The 15,332-nt window shown below is 53.6% G+C and carries 17 protein-coding genes; 7 read left to right on the top strand and 10 right to left on the bottom strand.

Going from position 1 to position 15,332, the window contains the following annotated elements; genetic code table 11:
• Positions 1 to 574: 574 nt before the first annotated feature.
• A complete protein-coding gene (locus HZU72_RS23635; RefSeq protein ID WP_208458018.1) occupies positions 575 to 895 on the bottom strand; it encodes a hypothetical protein in 321 nt (106 codons plus the stop codon).
• Positions 896 to 1,367: 472 nt separating this feature from the next.
• Here HZU72_RS23635 and HZU72_RS10110 point away from each other — a divergent pair, with 472 nt between their 5' ends.
• On the top strand, positions 1,368 to 1,574 hold the full coding sequence (locus HZU72_RS10110; protein WP_180091677.1) for an AbrB/MazE/SpoVT family DNA-binding domain-containing protein: 207 nt from the start codon (positions 1,368 to 1,370) through the stop codon (positions 1,572 to 1,574).
• Between the two features lie 115 nt (positions 1,575 to 1,689).
• Here HZU72_RS10110 and HZU72_RS10105 read toward each other — a convergent pair whose 3' ends face one another.
• The gene (locus HZU72_RS10105) at positions 1,690 to 2,217 is read right to left on the bottom strand and encodes an HPP family protein (protein ID WP_180091686.1); all 528 of its coding nucleotides are present in this window, start codon (positions 2,215 to 2,217) and stop codon (positions 1,690 to 1,692) included.
• A gap of 698 nt (positions 2,218 to 2,915) precedes the next feature.
• Between HZU72_RS10105 and HZU72_RS10100 the strand changes: the two genes are divergently transcribed.
• On the top strand, positions 2,916 to 3,347 hold the full coding sequence (locus tag HZU72_RS10100) for a DUF488 family protein, N3 subclade (protein ID WP_180091676.1): 432 nt from the start codon (positions 2,916 to 2,918) through the stop codon (positions 3,345 to 3,347).
• 82 nt (positions 3,348 to 3,429) lie between these two features.
• On the opposite strand, the gene HZU72_RS10095 is transcribed toward HZU72_RS10100, so the two are convergent.
• The gene (locus HZU72_RS10095; RefSeq protein WP_180091675.1) at positions 3,430 to 3,996 is read right to left on the bottom strand and encodes a YIP1 family protein; all 567 of its coding nucleotides are present in this window, start codon (positions 3,994 to 3,996) and stop codon (positions 3,430 to 3,432) included.
• Positions 3,997 to 4,123: 127 nt separating this feature from the next.
• On the opposite strand from HZU72_RS10095, the gene HZU72_RS10090 reads away from it, so the two are divergent.
• Entirely contained in the window at positions 4,124 to 4,540 is a 417-nt protein-coding gene (locus HZU72_RS10090) for a MarR family winged helix-turn-helix transcriptional regulator (RefSeq protein WP_180091674.1), read from the top strand.
• A gap of 159 nt (positions 4,541 to 4,699) precedes the next feature.
• Complete coding sequence (locus tag HZU72_RS10085; RefSeq protein WP_180091673.1) at positions 4,700 to 5,020, top strand: carboxymuconolactone decarboxylase family protein; 321 nt, start codon at positions 4,700 to 4,702, stop codon at positions 5,018 to 5,020.
• Between the two features lie 61 nt (positions 5,021 to 5,081).
• Here the strand turns inward: HZU72_RS10085 and HZU72_RS10080 are convergent, their stop codons facing one another.
• The 6 genes from HZU72_RS10080 to HZU72_RS10055 all read right to left on the bottom strand — a co-directional run bounded on the left by HZU72_RS10080 (position 5,082) and on the right by HZU72_RS10055 (position 13,122).
• Positions 5,082 to 6,419, bottom strand: coding sequence for an MFS transporter (locus HZU72_RS10080; protein ID WP_180091672.1), 1,338 nt, complete (start codon positions 6,417 to 6,419; stop codon positions 5,082 to 5,084).
• 190 nt (positions 6,420 to 6,609) lie between these two features.
• On the bottom strand, positions 6,610 to 8,118 hold the full coding sequence (locus HZU72_RS10075) for an MFS transporter (protein WP_180091671.1): 1,509 nt from the start codon (positions 8,116 to 8,118) through the stop codon (positions 6,610 to 6,612).
• A 56-nt stretch (positions 8,119 to 8,174) separates the two neighbouring features.
• Positions 8,175 to 8,633 carry a universal stress protein gene (locus HZU72_RS10070; protein ID WP_180091670.1) on the bottom strand — a complete coding sequence of 153 codons (459 nt, stop codon included), beginning with the start codon at positions 8,631 to 8,633 and terminating at the stop codon, positions 8,175 to 8,177.
• Positions 8,634 to 8,724: 91 nt separating this feature from the next.
• A complete protein-coding gene (locus tag HZU72_RS10065; RefSeq protein WP_180091669.1) occupies positions 8,725 to 10,317 on the bottom strand; it encodes an MFS transporter in 1,593 nt (530 codons plus the stop codon).
• 238 nt (positions 10,318 to 10,555) lie between these two features.
• Complete coding sequence (narL, locus tag HZU72_RS10060) at positions 10,556 to 11,224, bottom strand: two-component system response regulator NarL (protein ID WP_180091668.1); 669 nt, start codon at positions 11,222 to 11,224, stop codon at positions 10,556 to 10,558.
• On the bottom strand, positions 11,224 to 13,122 hold the full coding sequence (locus tag HZU72_RS10055) for a type IV pili methyl-accepting chemotaxis transducer N-terminal domain-containing protein (protein WP_180091667.1): 1,899 nt from the start codon (positions 13,120 to 13,122) through the stop codon (positions 11,224 to 11,226). The genes narL and HZU72_RS10055 overlap by 1 nt, the downstream gene beginning before the upstream one ends.
• A gap of 176 nt (positions 13,123 to 13,298) precedes the next feature.
• Here HZU72_RS10055 and HZU72_RS10050 point away from each other — a divergent pair, with 176 nt between their 5' ends.
• The 3 genes from HZU72_RS10050 to HZU72_RS10040 all read left to right on the top strand — a co-directional run bounded on the left by HZU72_RS10050 (position 13,299) and on the right by HZU72_RS10040 (position 14,739).
• Positions 13,299 to 13,868 (top strand): hypothetical protein, encoded by a 570-nt coding sequence (locus HZU72_RS10050; RefSeq protein WP_235976059.1) that lies wholly within the window; start codon positions 13,299 to 13,301, stop codon positions 13,866 to 13,868.
• A gap of 80 nt (positions 13,869 to 13,948) precedes the next feature.
• A complete protein-coding gene (locus HZU72_RS10045; RefSeq protein WP_180091665.1) occupies positions 13,949 to 14,341 on the top strand; it encodes a ribonucleotide reductase subunit alpha in 393 nt (130 codons plus the stop codon).
• A gap of 11 nt (positions 14,342 to 14,352) precedes the next feature.
• Complete coding sequence (locus HZU72_RS10040) at positions 14,353 to 14,739, top strand: SirB2 family protein (protein ID WP_180091664.1); 387 nt, start codon at positions 14,353 to 14,355, stop codon at positions 14,737 to 14,739.
• Positions 14,740 to 14,778: 39 nt separating this feature from the next.
• Here HZU72_RS10040 and HZU72_RS10035 read toward each other — a convergent pair whose 3' ends face one another.
• Entirely contained in the window at positions 14,779 to 15,315 is a 537-nt protein-coding gene (locus tag HZU72_RS10035) for a nitrous oxide reductase accessory protein NosL (RefSeq protein WP_235976058.1), read from the bottom strand.
• Positions 15,316 to 15,332 lie beyond the last annotated feature (17 nt).

Genomic DNA, 15,332 nt, shown 5'->3' with positions numbered 1-15,332 from the left:
AGTAACTCGATAACTTTTGCATAACCACTTACTAGCACCATGGTTTAGGTAGCTATAAATACACAATATTTTACCTGATGTCATGCTAAAACGCCTAGTAAATTTTTTATAGGCTGGGCGCAATCGGCCTGTTTAAAAGAAAGGTGGTTATTATTGTAGTCAATGGTTTTAGCCATGGGCAAAGGTGTTTGATCTTGATAAGAGAAATTGTGAAAAGAGAGTGGTCTTGGGGCGTTTACTGATCGTGGTCTGCTTGACACCTCTCGCAGAGCTGTTTCTAGTACTGAATATAACGCTCATCGGTTTAGCTGTTATCAGCTGATATTAGCAGCGATGTCATACTGTTTTAACACAGCGCTGGACGATGCTTACTTAGCACCGAATTCTTATAAAGTATAGCTCCATGGTATAGGATGGGAGTCGTGCGCTTGTAGAGTGTAACGTTTATTCGCCGACACATAATTTTAACTTCCGTTACGTTAAAGATCATTCGCCGCCTTTTGTAAGATACTGCTTAGCCTATCTCCGGTGATTACGGCTGGAAAATAAATCGGCAAATGAGCAATAAGCTGTGTTAAGCATGACCACCTTGGCGGATGTGGGTGAGGTAAGCGATTACATCATTAGCCCTGCCCCGCATAATCAGTTGTTCGGCTGTCAGTCCCCCCAAGGCAGAAATTGTATATGTTCGATACCACGCCCAGGCAGCAGTTCGAGAGCCCGCCCAAGGTTCGACCAGGTCCAATATGGTTTGAATCAACTTTTCTCGATTTTCCTCGCTTTTGTGATCGCGGTAGCGGGCCCAAACCAAGCCGGTCCCAAACAGGAGTAGGGCGGCACACAGGATGCCGAGAGGAAGAAGAATAGCCAAAACATCAGGCGATAAGGGCTGCATTTGTAGACTCCTCTTCGATGTTTAGGATGAGCCTTATGACTTCTTTAGGCGATAGCCTAGAAACGAGGATAGCTTCTCGTAAGGCCGCTAGGTCTGAAACCATGCTTTCTAAGTTAGCGCTAGCCGTGATTTTACGCCGTCGTCGATTTCTATAATTCTATCATACTCGCCCCTCGATGGGCTCCAGGCGGGGCTGCTCAAGGTAACCACTGGCTACCTTGAGCACCGTGAACCCGTCGCGTTGGCCATTCAAGGAACATGACCTTTCTAGCGCAATGGATTTGCTCTTCACCAGGGAGGCTTGATGTTGCTCGATCTCTTCCCAGCGCAACACACAAGATCGCAACCGTGGATGCTATGCTGCTATAAAGAGTAGATAAATTGCCTTGTATGGTTATTAACGATGGCTCATCAAGCACAGTGGCCGTCCAGACTCCCTATATTTGATATCAGTAAGCGAGGGTTATGTTTCATGACGGCTTCATCAGATAAACTCCGCGGCAGTGTCATCTCTCAAGTAGATCTACTCACACCCGTGGGCGAAAGTGAATGGGAGATGCTCGGTGAGGCGCCACGGTATACGCTGAAAGAGCTACTCGCCCAGTGCGATGCCAATGCCTCTGAGATGGAAGCGGTCAGCGAATGGCAACGGATGAAGCCAACCGGCCGGGAGCAGTAAGGCCGTTTTCATTTATCAAGCTGACGGGTGTAGAGGGGCCATAGTTGAGGTTTCAATTATTAAAATGCTCATATTGGACATTTTAATGTTGATTACGGTTGCTTAACTGCTCACTTTACCAATAGCGCGGATAGCGGCGGTGGCGGGCAAGGTTGTTAATCATAATAGCCACTGAAAGCATAATAATACAACCAGCTCCAATAGGGAAAAGGGGGAATAACCAGCCCAATTGGTGTACGTTTTCGCCTCCAGCAACGGCCGTCAATGCCGCGGCGGCTCCTGGTGGGTGCACCGTGTGGGTAAGTTGCATAACAAAAATCGATAACGACACTGCTAGTGCCATGGCAAGAGAGGACACTCCAAGCCATTGATAGCAAGCTACGCCTACTAATGAAGAAAGCATGCTGCCAAAGAGTACATGGCTTGGCTGCGCAAAAGGGCTTTCAGGAGCCGCATAGATAAGGACTGAGGTGGCACCAAAAGAGCCTACAATGAGTAATTCTTGTGAGAGCCAGCCTGCACTTAACCAGCAAATTAAAACCATTCCACTGAAAGCACCTAGCCACGACCAGAATGCATCTTTCCAGCCGACAAAAGATCGCTGAACACGCTCACCACGCATCTTGTTTAAATAGGTCTTCATTCCACGCCCAAATGCACCAAATGAGCGCGAATGATTGCAAATTGCACCGTATGAATGCAAATGAATAGTAGTAATGACTTGATGCAAGCCGTTCAAGGTGTTCTTTGAAGCACTTGCATAAAGGAATTTTCATGGCCACACAGGGTGCATAAGCCAGGTGTTATTGAAGGGTGGTTGGAGCAGCGAAGGTGTTTTTTGAAATCCGCCGTCGGCGGATGATTTTGCCCTTTGCAGACAGCTGTTTCTGGATGTGCGGCGTTCCATACGTGGCACGGCTTTCTCCATGAAGTTTAGCGATTTTAGTCTTCAACGCTTCATCTTGTTGTTTTCTTGGGCTGAGTGGTCGTGAACGGCATTCATAATAGTCGCCTCGAGAAACGTCAAACAGCCGACACATCAGTGGTTTTGAATAAAGGAGTATCTCAGCTAGATTATTTGGCAAAGAAGGCGACCGCTTTTTTTAGCAGCTCTCGCTCCTCTTTGAGTTGAGGATTTCCCCAGCGCAGCTGCTCAAGTTCGTCATATAGGCCCTTCAGCGAAGGGCATACACGTATGCTCTTACACTGCCACCCTCTGTGAGCATCACTTTTGTTAATATGCGTTGGTACTCCGATCCTTCGAAGTCGTCCAGGTCTTGCCAATGGTGTGAGAGATTCTCTGAAGTAAAGACACAGCGCGCTGGCGGAGGTATATAAACAATGTCGTATGAAATCATGCTTAAGCGTATATATGCGCCGATAGAGGGCCACGACGGCACTCGTATATTGGTTGATAGGTTATGGCCTAGAGGACTGTCGCGCCACTCGCTTACGCTAAATGAGTGGTGCCAGGAGGTAGCGCCCGCATATCAATTATGTCGTCTATATCAACAGCAAAAAATCAGTAAATCACTGTTTTTTGAGCGATACCGTAGTGAGCTGAAAGCCTACCCTGATAGGCTGCTACCGTTGATGAGGTTCGCACGAATAGGACGGCTCACCTTACTAACCGCGTCTCGTCAAATTGAAGGTTCACACCTTCCGGTAATCAAAGAGCTGACGCTATCAGCGCTCGAAGAGGAGGACACGAGTGATCGTGAATTTTGCTCATCTCCCTGCCTAGCGCACACATTACCCACTTCTCAACGTTAGTCCGTTTGCTTAATGTGCCATCATTTGGCTGACGATGACTGGATTGGTACCCCTGTAGGGCAGTGTGCCTAATGTTAATGGATTAATAAGCCCAGATAACAGCAAACAAAATACCCCACCCCAGAGCACTGGCAGCCATAATCGTGTAAGTGGCTGAGATAGTAGCAACATTAAATTCTTGATGCATACAGAGTGCTTGTAAACCGTGGTAAATCAAGCTGCAAGAGATGCCCAGTCCGCTAAATATAACCACTACGTTGAAAAATAAGTTAGGTACCAATAGCGACAATGAAGCGACGAATAAAGGTAGTGGTGCAAGCGCGGCAAGTAAATAGGCATCTCGATAGCTGATAGATAACTCATCAGTTCCATTGACTACAGCGTAGATTACCCAGCCGATAACGAAAAAACTCAATATCTCTGCAAGGAAAATAATTGTAGTAATAAAGCGCCACTCTCGGTCAGCAAAGCCCGCCATAAATGCATCGCCGTAATGGGTGCCAGCATAGTAAAGCATTACAGGCGGCAAGAGCGACATGGGTAAAACCACCAGCCACGCTAGTAAAGGAATGGAGGGGTAGGAAGCCTGTAACTCTTTCCAGCCTTCACGATGGTTGAATGGTAATTTGAGAAAAGTGAGTACTCTCATTTCAGATCCCTCCTAGAGAAATAACCTCAATGGCTGCTTGTATCATGGTGTGATATTATGTTTTTTAAAGGCGCTATAAATTGGCCAATAAGTGATAGTTGAGTATGTGGCTAAGAGAAATGGAAAAATGAATAACCCCCAGACACTTGATAAAAGCGACTTTGAGCGGCTGTCGCAATTTCGCTACAGGTTGCGTTGTTTTCTTCGTCATAGTGAAGATATCTGTCGCCGCTATGGGCTGACACCATTGCAGTATCAACTATTGCTACATCTTCGTGGGTTCCATGGAAGAGATTGGGCGACGGTGGGTGAGCTTGCTGAGCGGCTGCAAGCGAAACATCATGGTGTGGTGGCGCTAGTTGACCGCTGTGAGCAGCTATCATTGGTTGTACGGCGGCAAGGGCGTGAGGATCGTCGTCAAATAGAAGTGCATTTATTAGAAGAGGGCGTGAATCGGGTAACCCAAATCGCTGAAGCTCATCAACCTGAGTTGCGTCATTTGCAGGAAGAAGCGCCATTTCCTGGTTGGAATAAGCCCACTTAATGCAGAGCTTAAGAAGATTGATATAGCCAATATACATCGAATGTCCTCATTAAGAATTCTTGGTTCGATTGCTGTGTTTAGCTCTTAAGTGTGGTGAGTGGCATTTAGTCGCCGTACTTCTATACTGTGAACTTCAATTTATCGTTAAGGTATTGAACTATGAAAAAGCATGATTTGCCTTCCGGAGCAGGGGATGTAGCGGATCAGTATCCTGAGATATGGGAGGCTTATGCCGCTCTGGGGAAAGCCTGCGCTGAAGCCGGGCCGCTTGATGAACGTAGCCGGCGTTTGATAAAGCTGTCGCTGGCGATAGGTGCCCGCTCCGAAGGCGCCGTTCATTCCCATGTTCGTCGTGCCCTAGAGGAAGGCGTAAGTGCCGAGGAGCTCAAACAAATAGCCATATTAGCGATTCCTACCACCGGATTTCCGGCTGCCGTTGCGGCCTTAACCTGGATTGAGGACATCACCGACTCCCGTTGAGAGGCGGCCACCCGTAGGTGGCGCGCCCTGCCTACGGTACGCAGTGTCAATCCTCGGTCTATTATGTACGTTTGCGTGCGGCATACTGTTCCGCAGGTTCCTGAAGTTCCGGAAGGTAGCGATAGCGCTCGTCGCCGAGTTCGGGCACGGTTTTGCGCTCCATACGGCGGATGGCACCGTGCATCCAGGTCAGTGAGACCGCGACTAGTACGAATATTACCATGTAGGAGCTGGTCCATATGCCGGTGAGGTCGAGCACGATGCCGAACACGATCGGCAGGAAGAAGCCGCCCAGGCCGCCGATCATGCCGACCAGTCCACCTACGGAGCCGACATTCTCAGGATAGTAGACCGGAATGTGCTTGTAGACGGCGGCCTTACCCAGCGACATGAAAAAGCCCAGCAGTACCGTCAGGACCACCACGCCCCATAGTGGCATGGCCAGGGTGAAGGCGATCTCGCCCTCCTTGCCGTGCACCACGTAGCTGGTCTCGGGGTAGGCTAGCAGGAACAGGCAGCCCAGCGAGGCGATGAAGGTCAGGTACATGATTGAGCGGGCGCCATAGCGGTCGGACATCCACCCGCCCAGGGCCCGGAAGACGCTGGCGGGGAGGGTATAGAGTGCCGCCAAGCTACCCGCTACGGCGATGCTGACGCCATAGGCGCCGACGTAGTAGCGTGGCAAGTAGGAGGCCAGGGCGACGAAGGCGCCGAACACGAAGAAGTAGTAGAGAGCGAAGCGCCATACCTGGAGATGCTTGAGTGGCTCCAGCTGCTCCCGGGCGGAAGTGCCCTTGCCGCCCTGGCCGCGACGCGAGCGGGTCAGTGGGTCCTCCTTAGAGAAAACCCAGAAGCCCACGGCGATCACGGTCAACACGATAGCGTAGACCACCGCAGTCTGCTCCCAGCCTAGCGCTAGCAGCAGGAAGGGGGCGGCGAAGTTAGTGACCGCCGCACCGGCGTTGCCGGCACCGAAGATGCCCAGCGCGGTGCCCTGCTTCTCCTTCTCGAACCAGTAGGAGGTATAGGCGATGCCGACGATGAAGGAGCCTCCGGCCAAGCCCACACCGAGTGCCGCGACCAGGAACATAGCGTAGGATTCGACGTAGGAGAGCATGAAGACACAGGCTGCGGTGATCAGCATCAGCAGGCTAAAGACGCGACGGCCGCCGAACTGCTCGGTCCAGATGCCCAGGAAAATGCGGCTGATCGAGCCGGTCAGTATCGGCGTGGCGACCAGGATGCCGAATTGGGTCTCGTTGAGGCCCAGATCCTGCTGGATCTGCACACCGATAATGGAAAATATCGTCCATACCGCGAAGCAGGTGGTAAATGCCAATGTACTCAGTGTCAGGGCCCGGTACTGCTGGGGTCGGGTTACCCCTTCGAGATGTTTCATGTCGTGCCTCCCTCTGCGCTGCCGTAATGGTCGCCTTACAGACTGTCAGTCTTGATGAAGTCGAGGTTGATGTGCATCAAGATCTGCCATCGCTACCTCTTGAAATCTCGCTCTTAATCCTTTGGTGGTAGGCCTTTATTTCTCGATCCAGGTCACTTCGGCATCTCGCCGCTTGGGTCGGGTGTTGGCCTCAGCGAGTCGCTTGTTTGGCCTTCAGTTTCAGTGCCGCCTGCTCTTCGATCATGCGATCCACCGAGGAGACGTGATACTCGTCGTCGAAGGCACCCTCCGGCTCCTTGAGCCATACCAGGCAGATCAGCCAACTAATGAAAGCGCCGGTCGCGATGATGTAGAAGAACTGTGACGGTGTGACAAACGTAAAGATGGTCAGGTAAACCACCGCACCCACGTTACCGTAGGCACCCGCCATACCCGATATCTGCCCGGTGATACGGCGCTTGATGGAGGGGATGATGCCGAAGGTTGCCCCCTCAGCCCCTTGCACAAAAATCGAGGTGCCGATGGTCACTGCAATGGCCAGAATTAGCGGCCAACTCGAATTGAGCATGGCCATCAGCAAGAACCCAGCGCTAATGCCAAACATGTAGCACAGCATCACGAAACGCCGGTTACCCATGCGGTCGGAGACCATGCCGCCCATGGGGCGGGCCACCAAATTGACGAAGGCGAACGACGCCGCGATCAAGCCAGCTGTGGCGGCATTCAACCCCCAGGTTTCCTCAAAGAACATGGGCAGCATCGATACCACCGCCAGCTCAGCGCCGAAGTTGGCAAAGTAAGTACTGTTAAGCGCGGCCACGCTGTTGAACGAGTACTTGTCGTCCTCTGGTACGCCCTTGCGCAGGATCGGCAGGTTAACCCGCAGAATCTGTACGACCTGATAAATAACGATCACTACGATGGTGAGGTAAGCGATGACCGCCCCGGGGACGGATAAATAGCCCATGTACTGTATGCGCCAGACCAGAATGGCAAGTACGCCGACCAGCGGGATGGTCCAAATAATCAGCTTGATCATATCGCCCCAGGAGCTCACTTCCATAGCGGCGGACTTGCGGGGTTTACGGTGGGCCTGGGCATCCGGGCCATCGGTGATCGCGAACCAGTAGTAGACGCCATAGGCAGCCATGACGATGGCGCTTTGTGCGATGGCCCAGCGCCAGCCGTCGGGGCCGCCGTACATGCTTAACGCAATGGTTGGCAGCGACATGGCTGCCACGGCGGAACCGAAGTTACCCCAGCCGGCGTAGAAGCCTTCGGCGAAGCCGATGTCCTTGGGCTTGAACCACAGCGCGGTCATGTGAATGCCCACCACAAAGCTGGCCCCGATCGAACTCAGCACTAGGCGCGCCACTAGCAGCTGCGTCATGCTGTTCCCGAAGGCAAACGCCAGCGCCGGTATCGACATAGAGACCATCAGCACCGAGAACACCCGCCGTGGGCCGAAGCGGTCCAATGCCATGCCGACGATAATGCGCGCGGGAATGGTCAAGGCGACGTTGCAGATGGCAAACAGCTTGAGATCGTCCGAGGTCAACCAGTCGACGCTCTTGAGCATGCTCGACGCTAGCGGCGCCATGTTGAACCAGACGTAGAAGGTAATAAAGAAGGCGATCCAGGTCAGGTGCAAGGCCCGGATTTCAGGGCTGCGGAACTTGAATACAGCGGAAACTTTCATGGTCGTATCATCCTGTGTCCCAAAAGTGGTATGTCCCAAAGGTGGTTAGAGGCTGCTCAAGGGCTGGGTAGGATCAATAAAGGACACTCGGCGCGTCGCGCCAGAAACGAGCTGACGCTGCCAAAGGTCATGTAGTCGAGTTCATCGACGAAGTAAGTCAACGATTTGGCGATGATGCCGCCGTCTGGTTGATGGCTGTGGCGAGCAATCACCAGCAGGTCGGGTGCGAGTTTGCGAGTCGCCTGAAGCAGCATCTTGCGTGCATCCCCTTCGGCAAGAAGCTGCTCGGCCTGGAAACCCTCACCAGTAGCGAACGCCACGCCCTCCTGAAGGTGCTGTTTAACCTCATCGTATTCCTGCTGAAAAAGTGCTTCGTTGTTGTCGGTAGCGTCGAGTGGATTTTCCACCACGCCGACCAGCACCAGCAGGGGCTGGTTGCAGCGAAACATATTGACGACCTGAGCGAGCGCCAGCTTGGCGTTTCTCGAACCGTCGTAGGCGATCATGATTTTCATGGTGTCCTCCCGCACTGGGGTAGGGAATCAAGCCCCGGAGCTTGGCTCCGGGCGTAAAGAAGCAAGCTATATTTAGGGGGTTTAAAGTAGGTCAGGGGTTCTTAACGTAGGCACCTTTGCGCAGGTAGAACCACCAGTTGATGACGAGGCAGATGGCGTAGAAGATCGCGAAGCCGTACATGGCTAGCTCCGGTGTGCCGGCCTGGATCTGATCGCCCATCACCCGGGGAGCGATAAAGGCGCCATAGGCGGCGACGGCAGAGGTCCAGCCAAGTACCGGGCCTTTCTGCTGCTGATCGAAAATCACACCGATACTGCGGAAGGTGGAGCCGTTGCCGATGCCACTGGCGGCGAATAACACGATGAAGAGCAACAGAAATATCCAAAAGAATTGGTTCGGGTCGGTGGCGTTGTAGGCCAGCATCATCACGTAGCCGGTGGCGATGGAAGCGACCACCATGACCGCAGAGATGATTTGAGTGACGATGGAGCCACCCACCTTGTCGGAGATCCAACCACCCAAAGGACGGATCAGGGCGCCCACGAAGGGGCCTATCCAGGCCCAGGTCAGGGCGCTGGGCGCTTCCGGGTTGGCCACGCGAACCAGCGTGCCGTCGGCGGCCGCTTCCATCATGTTGCCGAAGATGACATTGATAGAGAGCGGCAGCGCCGCAGAGAAGCCGATAAAGGACCCGAAGGTCAGAATGTAGAGAATGGTCATCGACCAGGTGTGTTTATTGGAAAATATCGCGAACTGCTTCTGGATATTGGGTTTGATATCGCCAGGAATCAGGCGCAACAACACCAGAGTCAGAACAATGGTTAGCGGAAGGGCAACCCACATATTAAGCCAGCTGAGAGCCAGCATGCCGATGATGGCAGTCACCATGCCGACGCCGTAGAGTCCTAATATTTTGCTGAAAGCCGCCAGCGGTGAACCAGGATTGGGTGTAATAGTACGAAGATTGTTCATGCCGAACCAACCGGCGAACGCTAATGGAACCAGGAATATAAGCCAGATAAAGCCAGCATTCTGTATCCAGGTATCGGTGCCTGCTTCGATCCGGCCAATCAACGTACCGCTGGCGCTTTGCAACTCCATCGGTGAACCAGCGATAGCGCCGAAAATGCCGACGGTCATTACCAGCGGGATGACAATTTGCATGGTAGTGACGCCGAAATTGCCGAGGCCTGCATTCATGCCCAGGGCGTAACCTTGCTGCTTGCTGGGATAAAAAGTGGAAATGTTGCTCATTGAACAAGCGAAGTTACCGCCACCGATACCGGAAAGTAGCGCCAAAGCCTGGAATATCCAGAACGGCGTGCCTGGGTTCATCAAGGCGATACCGGTACCGGCAGCGGGAATCATCAGCAAGGCGGTGGTCAGGAAGATGGTGTTACGCCCGCCTGCGATGCGGATCATGAACGACGCAGGGATGCGCAATGTGGCACCCGCCAGGCCAGCAAGTGCGGTCAGGGAAAACAGTTGGTTGACCGTGAATTGAAAACCCAGGTTCTGCATCTGGGTGGTGATCATTCCCCACATCATCCAGACAGCAAAGCCCATCAGCAAGCTAGGGATGGATATCCATAGGTTGCGATTGGCAATCTGTTTGCCTTCCTGCTCCCAGAATTGGGCGTCTTCGACATCCCACTTCTCAATGTCGGCGTTTCTCTTACTCATGGCGGTTTCCCCGTGGCATCAAACCTTTCTGCATTTGGCAGTTAGAAGGCAAGATACGCTTGGGGATGGATTTGGGGAATAGGTGGAAATAGCAGTAAAATCAGCGGCATACCTCTTGAGAGGTAGTCGCTGAAGAGCCCATTCTCATTGATTTTAAAGAGGAAAAGTCGAGAGGGAGTAAAGGCGGGTCAGAGCAAAAGTATTCTGGGAGTCTTTAGAGGTAACCACACAGAACTGACTAGTGATCAATGCCTTCCTGGACGGCCCAGACGGCGGCTTCGACACGCGAGCGTAAGTTGAGCTTTTTGAGCAGATGCTTGACGTGAACCTTGACCGTGCCTTCAGTAATATCCAGCTTACGGGCGATAAGTTTATTGGAGAGGCCGCCAGCAAGCTGTTGTAGGATTTCGCGTTCGCGCTGCGTTAGGTTATGAATATCAGGGGTGGTGGGCGCATTGCGCTGATTACGCAGGGCTTCAGCGAGTAGGGCGGTCAGGCTTTCGCTGATGACCATGCGACCCAGGGCAGCCTGACGCAGCTGGCGCACCATGTCTTCGGGCTCCATGTCCTTTAGCAAATAACCGTCAGCACCGGTACGCAGTGCCGCGACCACATCATCCTCATGGTCGGAAACGGTAAACATCACCACACGGCCGCTATAGTTGGCTTCCCGCAGGCGACGCAAGGCTTCTAATCCATTGACGCCCGGCATGTTTAAGTCCAGTAAAACGAGGTCCGGCTCAAGTTTGAGGGCCAGCGCTATGCCTTCTTCAGGGTTGCCCGTCTCGCCAACCAATTCAAGGTCGTCTTCAAGCTCAAGCAGCTGAGCCACGCCCCGGCGCAATAGCGGGTGGTCATCGATGATCATCAGGCTGGCAGGTGTATCGTTGGCGGTTGATAGCGTCATTAAGAGATCCCTGTACCTAAATGAGAGTCAGCGGCAGCCTGAGAAGGCTGCCGCTGGATTAAGCGAGCGGTCAACGGGGTAAATACAATTTCAATGCCGGTTCCCCCCGTGGGGCGATTGGCGATGCTAAGTTCCCCGTTCAACGTGTTGGCCCGGTCACGTATGATCACTAGTCCATAGTGCATCGGTGGTGAGCTGTCGTCTTCCAGGCCGATGCCGTCATCCTCAATGCGAACCAGCAATTGAGCATCGGCGAAGCGCACTGTCACGGCAGCCCAGTGGGCTTGGGCATGCTTGTGGGTATTGGCCAGCGCCTCGCGAATGATCTGCAACACGTGAATTTCTTCATTGGGGTTAAGTAGGTAAGGCGGCACATCGTAGTCAAGTTCGACCGTTGCTCCCATACGTTGGGTGAACTCATCGACGGTCTGACGCAGGGCGAATTGTAAACCCGGGCCTTCGAGTTTAAGCCGAAAAGTGGTGAGCAGTTCGCGCAGTTGGCGATAGGCGCTGTTTAATCCGTTACGCAGCTCATCGAATACCGCAGACTGGGCTTCTTGGGTTGCCTCCTTCTGCTGCATGCGTTCGAGTCGGGCGACCTGCATCTTGAGATAAGACAGCGATTGCGCCAGAGAGTCGTGCAGCTCACGTGCAATGATGGTTCGTTCGTTGATCAGCGTAACGTGTTGCTGCTCCTCGATACGCCGTTGCAGATACACCGCCGTGGCGAGCTGGTCGGCTAACATGGTAAGCAGGCGACGGGTGCTATCGTTGAGCCGCTCCTGGGGATACCACACTTCCAGGGTGCCGAGCAGCGTATCGCCTACGCTGATAGGTAACAGCAAACACTGCGACTGGTTCTTGGCCACCAACTCCAAGGGGCGAGGGTCAATCAAGCAGGCATGGCAATCCTGGTCACGGCAATACTCAGGCCGGGTACGCGAGTGGGTTTCTAATACAGGCATTTCCCGTTGGTCGAAGGGGTCGTTTAGCGAAAGCCGTATCGGCCCGACATCCAGCAGCTTTTCCAGTTCGCGTAACATGGGCGCTGCGCTAGAACAAAGGTCGTTACCGCCCCCATACAGCGAGCGGCTGGCATCGTGCATCACCCGCAGCGCCTGATTGCTGCGCTCAAGCTCCTGCTTCTTGCGTGATACGGTGTCTTCCAAGGCAGCGTAGCTGGTTGCCAACTCGGCAGACATCTTGTTAAAGGTGTGACCCAACAATGCCAATTCGTCACTGCCACGTAGCTGAGAGCGTGGCTTGAAGTTACGCTGTGCCGCCTCTCGGGCAAGCACCATCAGTTGACGCAAAGGCACTACCAGATTGTAGCGAACATCATAAAGGGCGATTGCGACCACAATAGCGATCAATACCAGAAAGAGCACTTGCATCATCCCCAGCAGTCGCACCTTGGCCTCCGTGCTCTCTTCCAAATAGGTCACTAGCACTTCAATGTCATTGACCATCGCAACGATCATCGTTTCCAGCGTATCAAGATCACGTTCAGCGGCGCTGGACGGGGCCTGTAGCGTAGGGCGAAGGGTGCGCTGCCAGTAGGTCTGAATCTTTTCCAACTGACGGAGGCGCTCGTGACGGTCATCAGTCGGGATAGTTTGCTGTAAAGTTGTGCCATTCAAACGCTGATCAAAGCTCGCCACCAAGCTGGCTAGTTGCTCTTCGCTGGTCTCCTCGGGGGCATACTCCAGGCGTTGCAAGGCCCCCATGATCTGATAGGCATTCATGCGTAGTGAGCCAGCGACATTAATCGCGGCAGCATCGCCACGGCTGCTGTTAGACATTGCCATGGTCAGGGTGATGCTGATAAGGGCCATCCCGCTAATGGCAAGTAAGGACGCAATGATGCGAGCAACCAGGGAGCGCTGAAGTAATTTCATGGCATTTCCGATAGCGCGGAAGAGGTAAGGGAGTGTGGCACTGTCTGCATTTCGATACGAGGGCTATTCCTTTGGGGTTAGCCGACCTACCTCCGATGTTTTTTGACCTACGCCCAGTATTTACAGACAATTCTTACATGTCTTCCGATGTCTTTATACCCTCGCTGGGAAACGCCATGCCATCATCTGTGCCGCCTCCCACATTGGAGACATCAAAACAGCCAGTAAATGGTTATCAGTTGCTGGTAGCCATGCTGCTAATGCCGCTGGCAAGCGCTTTAGCGGTGGCTAGCTGGACACTTTATGCCCTGCTCGCAAAACAACCCCTCTATGTGCTGGTACCGTTGAGTAGCGGCGTGCTGTTGGCTTGGCCGGCTTGGTATATCGCCAGGCGGGGAGACACCTGTCGCTTGATGCAGTGGCTATTATGGGGTCTGGCGTTGACGCTGGGCGGGTTTGGGATGGCTAGCCAGCCGTGGGAGTTTTTGTTGGTGGGGGCTGGGCTTGGACTGGGAGGTGCGGTGATTACGACGGGCATCGCCCACGCCAAAGGCTGGATGCCTGGTCGCTGGGCGCGTCTTTGTGTCGCCCTTTTTCTGGCGTTAGCGGCGGGCGTAGGGTTTTCCTTGCGGATGGCACCTTTGGTAGTCCAAGCCTATGGTTGGCGCGCGGCGCCACTTAGCCTGTTGATACCTCTATTCATGGTAATGCTGCTGCTGTGGCTGTTCGTAGAGTCTCCCGAGTAACGCCGCCTATTAGTCTCACCTGTTCATTCTTACCTACTCTCACCTTCTGATTCTAAACCACTAGCGATAAGGCCCATTTTATGACCATAGCGACGTTTGCCGATTTACTGCAGGAAGCACGTAAACAACCTAAGCCCCAGCGCCTGCTGTTTGTGTTCGTTCGCGCAGAGCTGCCCGATTTCCCTGATGCTGACCAGCGTCGCCGCTTCGAACAGGGTGAAGGGGGTGTGTTGGTGCCTGTGGTATGCGTAGATAAATCGACGGAGGAATTGACCAGCATGGCGGCGTTGGTCGAGGAGTCACGCCGTACCGAGATCGAATGGGACCTAGTTTTCACCGCTGCCATGGACGACCCAAAAGATGACGCCGAGGTTGAACGGCAGCTCCAGCGTATGATGGAGTCGCTGCAAATGGGTAATATCACCACCTATCTTGCCTTCGATCATCACGGCAATGCGGTTAACGTCGGCTAGGGACGGTTACCATGGAGCACTATTTACTCATCAAGCACCTGCACATGACGGCCGCTGCGCTGAGCATCACGCTCTTCGTAGTGCGCGCCTGGTGGTCGGTGCAGGAAAGCCCGCGGCTCAACGCCCGTTGGGTCAAGGTATTGCCTCATCTTATTGATACGGCTCTGTTGGGGCTGGGGGTGACTTTGATGGTATTGCTTTCCGTATGGCCCTGGGAGCTTCCTTGGCTTGGCGCCAAGCTACTGGCGCTGCTGGCCTATATCGGTATTGGCACCATTGCGATTAAGCGCGGGGCGACGCCAACGGTGCGAGCCCTAGCCGCGGTAGTGGCGGTGGCTATCTTTGCCTATATGGTGGGGGCCGCTGTTCATCACAGCCCTCTCTCCTGGATAGCTTGAAGCGCGGTCGCTTTTAATCTTGCCTCCTCCTTTTATCCTCTAGTTTTCCATTGAGTGGGCGGCATGGCCGCTCCCTTCGTCGCGCCCGATCCGGGCGAGCAATTCCAGGTCGATATCGTCATAGGTGATTATCTCGCCACCATGAACCGTTGAGAACTGCGCGGCACGCTCAGGGCTGGAGAACGGCGCCAGGGTGTGGCCCATGCTGCCGCGACGGTCATGGTCGACTACATACCAAGCATCTGCCGCAGGGATAAAGGCATCGTCTTTAGGTGCTTCCCAGGGTGTCACGCCGACATCATGCACATAGGCGTGGCGAAGCTGGGTCTGATTTTCGGGCTGCTGGAGGAAAACGAACATCTCCAGCGTGGAGCAGAACTTACGCGCGTCACTGTGGCTTTGCATAAATGCCTGACCTTTGGGGCCTTCGAATTCGGTGATAAACATACCGCATACATGGCAGATGTCATCGTCGCTAATAGGCTGAGGCGGCATCCTTTCGGCGCTGTCAGTGGCATTGTTGCAACCGGTCAGGAGCAAGGCAATAAGGGCTAGAGTGGGCAGCAGGGCGGGCATGGTCAATCCTCGATAAT

Origin of the sequence: Vreelandella sedimenti (assembly GCF_013416325.1) — a bacterium.
Lineage (GTDB): Bacteria > Pseudomonadota > Gammaproteobacteria > Pseudomonadales > Halomonadaceae > Vreelandella > Vreelandella sedimenti.
Note: the sequence above shows the minus strand (reverse complement) of the source record. Positions and strands in the feature narration are given on the sequence as shown.

Bases quoted from the DNA above. Each gene is read 5' to 3' on its own strand.
- HZU72_RS23635 (WP_208458018.1), bottom strand. From the start codon at position 895: ATGCAGCCCTTATCGCCTGATGTTTTGGCTATTCTTCTTCCTCTCGGC.
- HZU72_RS10110 (WP_180091677.1), top strand. From the start codon at position 1,368: ATGACGGCTTCATCAGATAAACTCCGCGGCAGTGTCATCTCTCAAGTA.
- HZU72_RS10105 (WP_180091686.1), bottom strand. From the start codon at position 2,217: ATGAAGACCTATTTAAACAAGATGCGTGGTGAGCGTGTTCAGCGATCT.
- HZU72_RS10100 (WP_180091676.1), top strand. From the start codon at position 2,916: ATGTCGTATGAAATCATGCTTAAGCGTATATATGCGCCGATAGAGGGC.
- HZU72_RS10095 (WP_180091675.1), bottom strand. From the start codon at position 3,996: ATGAGAGTACTCACTTTTCTCAAATTACCATTCAACCATCGTGAAGGC.
- HZU72_RS10090 (WP_180091674.1), top strand. From the start codon at position 4,124: ATGAATAACCCCCAGACACTTGATAAAAGCGACTTTGAGCGGCTGTCG.
- HZU72_RS10085 (WP_180091673.1), top strand. From the start codon at position 4,700: ATGAAAAAGCATGATTTGCCTTCCGGAGCAGGGGATGTAGCGGATCAG.
- HZU72_RS10080 (WP_180091672.1), bottom strand. From the start codon at position 6,419: ATGAAACATCTCGAAGGGGTAACCCGACCCCAGCAGTACCGGGCCCTG.
- HZU72_RS10075 (WP_180091671.1), bottom strand. From the start codon at position 8,118: ATGAAAGTTTCCGCTGTATTCAAGTTCCGCAGCCCTGAAATCCGGGCC.
- HZU72_RS10070 (WP_180091670.1), bottom strand. From the start codon at position 8,633: ATGAAAATCATGATCGCCTACGACGGTTCGAGAAACGCCAAGCTGGCG.
- HZU72_RS10065 (WP_180091669.1), bottom strand. From the start codon at position 10,317: ATGAGTAAGAGAAACGCCGACATTGAGAAGTGGGATGTCGAAGACGCC.
- narL (WP_180091668.1), bottom strand. From the start codon at position 11,224: ATGACGCTATCAACCGCCAACGATACACCTGCCAGCCTGATGATCATC.
- HZU72_RS10055 (WP_180091667.1), bottom strand. From the start codon at position 13,122: ATGAAATTACTTCAGCGCTCCCTGGTTGCTCGCATCATTGCGTCCTTA.
- HZU72_RS10050 (WP_235976059.1), top strand. From the start codon at position 13,299: ATGCCATCATCTGTGCCGCCTCCCACATTGGAGACATCAAAACAGCCA.
- HZU72_RS10045 (WP_180091665.1), top strand. From the start codon at position 13,949: ATGACCATAGCGACGTTTGCCGATTTACTGCAGGAAGCACGTAAACAA.
- HZU72_RS10040 (WP_180091664.1), top strand. From the start codon at position 14,353: ATGGAGCACTATTTACTCATCAAGCACCTGCACATGACGGCCGCTGCG.
- HZU72_RS10035 (WP_235976058.1), bottom strand. From the start codon at position 15,315: ATGCCCGCCCTGCTGCCCACTCTAGCCCTTATTGCCTTGCTCCTGACC.